Source organism: Ensifer sp. SSB1, from assembly GCF_016652895.1.
Taxonomy (GTDB): Bacteria; Pseudomonadota; Alphaproteobacteria; order Rhizobiales; family Rhizobiaceae; genus Ensifer.
On the sequence record NZ_JAEPRP010000098.1, the window covers coordinates 23673 to 27454 of the forward strand.

The 3782-nt window shown below is 62.9% G+C and carries 3 protein-coding genes and 1 pseudogene; 2 read left to right on the top strand and 2 right to left on the bottom strand.

The features are described 5' to 3' along the window. Nucleotides 1-208: pseudogene (locus tag I8N66_RS22660) on the top strand (ABC transporter ATP-binding protein); the annotation flags it as partial. Further along, nucleotides 205-1113 (top strand): ATP-binding cassette domain-containing protein, encoded by a 909-nt coding sequence (locus I8N66_RS22665; RefSeq protein WP_291158098.1) that lies wholly within the window; start codon nucleotides 205-207, stop codon nucleotides 1111-1113. The pseudogene I8N66_RS22660 and the gene I8N66_RS22665, both read left to right, overlap by 4 nt. A 123-nt stretch (nucleotides 1114-1236) precedes the next feature. Here the strand turns inward: I8N66_RS22665 and I8N66_RS22670 are convergent, their stop codons facing one another. Together I8N66_RS22670 and I8N66_RS22675 are read right to left on the bottom strand one after the other, a co-directional pair. Beyond that, on the bottom strand, nucleotides 1237-2277 hold the full coding sequence (locus tag I8N66_RS22670; protein ID WP_291158101.1) for a glutamine synthetase beta-grasp domain-containing protein: 1041 nt from the start codon (nucleotides 2275-2277) through the stop codon (nucleotides 1237-1239). A gap of 335 nt (nucleotides 2278-2612) precedes the next feature. Next, nucleotides 2613-3782, bottom strand: a 1170-nt coding sequence (locus tag I8N66_RS22675; RefSeq protein ID WP_291158104.1) for a PLP-dependent aminotransferase family protein, incomplete at its 5' end; no start/stop codon positions are given.

The following is a 3782-nucleotide window of genomic DNA, read 5'->3' on the forward strand; positions in this document are numbered from 1 at the left end:
ACTCCGGCGCAAGCTTGGCTTTGCCGTGCTCTTCATCACCCACGACCTCGGGCTGATGGTGCAGTTCTGCGACCGCATCGGCATCATGCTCGGTGGCAAACTGGTCGAACAGGGAACCGCCGACGCCATCTACCGGACACCGGAGCACGACTATACCAAGAAGCTTTGGGCCTCCTTCCCCTCGCTGCACGGAGGCGTTCTCAGATGACCGGCCTATCCGCACCCATCCTGACGCTCGACAAGGTCAGCAAGACCTTCGGCAACGGCCCGTCTGCCGTGCGCGCCGCGCGGTCCATATCGTTTTCGCTGCATGCGGGAAGGGCGCTCGCCGTCGTCGGTGAATCCGGCAGCGGCAAGACCACTTGCGCCCGCATCGCCATGCGCGAATACGAGCCGAGCGAAGGACGGCTGCTCTACAAGGGCAAGCCCGTCGACGCGGCCGGATCCAAGGAAATCGCCGACTATCGCCGTTCGGTGCAGATGATCTTCCAGGATCCCTTCGCGTCGCTCAATCCAGCCCACACCATCGCCTACCACCTCAAGCGTCCGCTGAGGCTGCACCGTCCCGACATCAGGGGGGCTGCGGTCGATGAAGAGATCAAGGCGCTGCTTCGGCAAGTGAAGCTCGATCCTGACATCGTCGCGCCGAGGTACCCGCACGAACTTTCCGGCGGCCAGCGCCAGCGCGTCAACATCGCTAGGGCGCTCGCGGCCAAGCCCGAGGTCATCGTCGCGGACGAGCCGACCTCGATGCTCGACGTATCCGTGCGGCTCGGCGTGCTCAATCTCCTGAGCGAAATGAAGCGCGAGATGAACCTCGGCCTGCTCTACATCACCCACGACATCGCGACCGCACGTTACGTCGCCGAGGATATCGCGGTGATGTATGCTGGCCAGATCGTCGAGTGGGGCAATACCGGCAAGGTCATCGACAACCCGGCCCATCCCTATACGAAGCTGCTGCTATCGGCGGTGCCCGACCCGGATGTCCGCTTCGACGATCCGAATGCGCAGGTCAGCTCCGCCCAAGCAGACGAAACGCGCCGCCGCTCGGCGGCAGATCAGGCGACGATCCGCGAGGTCGAACCGGATCATTTCGTGCGCGCGGCCTGAGCCGCCTGCCGACTGGCAAAAACAAAAACGCCCCGCAGCTTGCGGGGCGTTTTTGTTTGGGCGCGAAAAGCGCAACCCCGTCGATTTTTGGCCCGGCGCCCTCGTGCGCGCCGGGCCACAAAATCAGGCGGCTTCGCGCTTTTCGACGTCGGTCGGGACGGTCGAGATCGTCTTCAGGATCTGCGAAGCGATCTGGTAGGGGTCGCCCTTGGAGTTCGGACGGCGGTCTTCCAGGTAACCACGGTAGCCGTTGTTGACGAAGCTGTGCGGAACGCGGATCGACGCGCCACGGTCAGCAACGCCATAGCTGAACTGGTGGATCGAAGCGGTTTCGTGCTTGCCGGTCAGGCGCATGTGGTTATCAGGACCGTAGACGGCGATGTGATCGGCACGAGCTTCGCCAAAGGCTTCCATCAGGCTCTCGAAATACTCCTTGCCGCCGACTTCGCGCATGTATTCGGTCGAGAAGTTGGCGTGCATGCCCGAGCCGTTCCAGTCGGTGTCGCCGAGCGGCTTGCAATGGTATTCGACATCGATGCCGTACTTTTCCGTCAGGCGCTGCAGCAGGTAGCGGGCGAGCCAGATTTCGTCGGCAGCCTTGCGCGAGCCCTTGCCGAACACTTGGAATTCCCACTGGCCCTTGGCGACTTCCGCATTGATGCCTTCATGGTTGATGCCGGCAGCCAGGCAGATGTCGAGGTGCTCTTCGACGATCTTGCGGGCCACGTCGCCAACGTTGCTGAAGCCGACGCCGCAGTAATAGGGGCCCTGCGGCGCGGGGAAGCCGGCGTCCGGGAAACCGAGTGGGCGACCGCCCTGGTAGAAGAAGTACTCCTGCTCGAAGCCGAACCAGGCGCCGTCGTCCTCAAGGACCGTAGCGCGGGTGTTGGACGGATGCGGCGTCTTGGCATCCGGCATCATGACTTCGCAGAGGACGAGAACGCCGTTCTTGCGCTCCGGATCTGGATAGACGGCGGCCGGCTTCAGCACGCAGTCCGAGCTGCTGCCTTCGGCCTGCATCGTGGAGGAACCGTCGAAGCCCCAGAAGGGAAGCTGCTCAAGCGTCGGGAAAGCGTCGAATTCCTTGATCAGGGTCTTGCCGCGCAGGTTCGGGGTGGGCTTGTAACCGTCGAGCCAGATGTATTCGAGCTTAAACTTTGTCATTTCGTTCTCTCATATGACGCCAGGAATGGCTGGGTTCCGAAGCGGCTGGGCAATCCAGATCGGCTTGCCCGACGACCGATGCCTGTTAAGAAGCATTAATCGTGCCAACTCGGATTCAGTCGAAGAATCTGGAGAAAAGAGCCGCTAGCGGCACGAGTGATTGCCAGCGCGCCAATGCAACAGCGCAAGGAAGAAGCGGATTGCGCAAAAAATAGGCAAAACCTGCCCGGCTCCGCGGCAAATCGCGCCGGCGAGGTTGAGATCAGCGACCCATCCCCAAATAGCGCCGGCGATTGCCTTCAAAACGTGCAACTGGGTGCAAAATGCCGGTCTACTCAGCCCGAGCGCGCAGGATCGCACTGGCGCATGATCGCGGGCAGAACCTTGAAAAGGCGCTCGTCTTCGCACTGAGAGACATTGAAGCGCAGGAAGCCGTTGGCCGTGCCGGCATGGCTGAAGACATTTCCGGGTGCCAGCACAATCTCCTGCTGCAGCGCCTTCTGCGCCACCTCGGCCGCCTCGATGCCCTCGGGCAAATGGCACCAGAGGAACATTCCGGCCTGCGGCTCGATCCATGGCTTGATGCCGATATCGCCGAGGCGCGCCGCCGTTTCGCTCATCGCCCGCGCCAGCCGCTGGCGCAGCGCCTCCATGTGCTTGCGGTAGCTGCCATCCTTCAGCATCGAAAAGACCAGTTCTGCCGCAAGGCTCGGCCCGCCGAAGGTGGTGGCGATCTTCAGGTCGATGAGCCCTTCTATCCAGTCGCGTGGTGCGGCGATGAAACCGCAGCGGATGGCGGCAGAAAGGGTCTTGGAGAAGCTGCCGATCTGCACAACACGATCGAGCCCGTCGAAGGCGGCGAGCCGCGGCGCCGGCGTATGCTCGAAATCCGCGAAGATATCATCCTCGACGATCGTGAGACCCGCCTGGTCGGCAAGCTTGAGCAGGCGGTGAGCAACGACGGGAGATAGCGTGGCGCTGGTCGGATTATGAAGCGCGGAATTGGTAATGTAGATGCGCGGTCGATGCGCCGTCAGCACCTCGGCAAATTTTTCGAGGTCCGGCCCCGTGGGCGTATAGGGCACGCTCACCACCTCAGCCCGATGGGCGCGCAGCAAGGCGTGGAAGTTGAAATAGCAGGGATCGTCGACCACGACCGTATCGCCCGGCTCAATCAGGAAACGGCAGAGAAGGTCGATCGCCTGCGTTCCCGATTCCGTCAGGATGATCTGGTCGGGAGATGCTTCGACGCCATGTTCGCCGAGACGTCGTGCCAGAAGCTGGCGAAGAGGCCGATGGCCAAGCGGCGTTCCATAGTCGGTCAGCCCGCTTGCCTCCAGCTTGGCCGCGGACTTGAGCGCGCGCCGAATGGCGGTCTCGGGCATCCAGCTCGGCGGCAGCCAGCCGCAGCCCGGCTTCAACACGCTGTCGCCGGTTTCCAGCGCCTGGCGCGACACCCCGAGCGGATCGACCGCCCGGTCGAGCCGCGGCCCGATCTCGGCCAG